The following is a 687-nucleotide window of genomic DNA, read 5'->3' on the forward strand; positions in this document are numbered from 1 at the left end:
CGCGCCCCTGCCGCCGGCCGGCGCCGAGCAGCCCGAGCACCGCCAGGACAGCCGCGCCCAGCGCTGCCGCCCAGCCGGCCAGCCAGACCGGGATCACGCGCCGATCTCCGCCTGTCGCCGACGCTGCTGGGCGATGAAGTAGACGGCCACCGCCAGGATGATGGCCCCCGCGAGCCAGGGCCCCAGTGCCCGCACCAGGTCAGCCGCGGCGCCGAGGTGGGGCGCGATGGCGGGCAGCACCTCCACCAGAGCCAAGGCCGCGCCGCCGGCCGCGCCCGTGCCGATCGCCGCCTTGGCCGGTGCGGTGCGCACCGCCACGGCCGCCGGCGGCGCCACGCCGGCCATGGTCAGCCCTTCATCCAGGGTGCGCTGGTCATAGGGCTGCCCACCGAGCTCATGGGTGATGATGGCCTCCACCAGCGGGCGGAGATGGGCATGGGTGTGCAGGTCCAGCACCTGGTCCACCCCGAAGCCGGTGATCAGGCTGACATGCCGGACATAGGCGCTGGTCTGGTTCTCCGCCGGCGGTGCCCAGCGAGCGATGATGTCGCGGATCGTCCGCAGGCCGTGCCGATCCTGGTAGGTGACCAGCAGCACCGCCAGGGCCCGGATGCCGTACTGGTGGGAGGAGAAGACCGCGAAGCGGCCGCCAGCCTCCTTCCCCACCTGCCCCTGCCACTTGTTGGC

General features: G+C 73.8%; 1 protein-coding gene. It reads right to left on the minus strand.

The annotated features are described in order from the left end of the window. Positions 1–93: 93 nt before the first annotated feature. Positions 94–687: structural protein (locus tag ACFOY6_RS24245; protein WP_379652474.1), on the minus strand; the 594-nt coding region annotated here is incomplete at its 5' end.

This window comes from Teichococcus aestuarii (assembly GCF_042651065.1).
Lineage (GTDB): Bacteria > Pseudomonadota > Alphaproteobacteria > Acetobacterales > Acetobacteraceae > Pseudoroseomonas > Pseudoroseomonas aestuarii.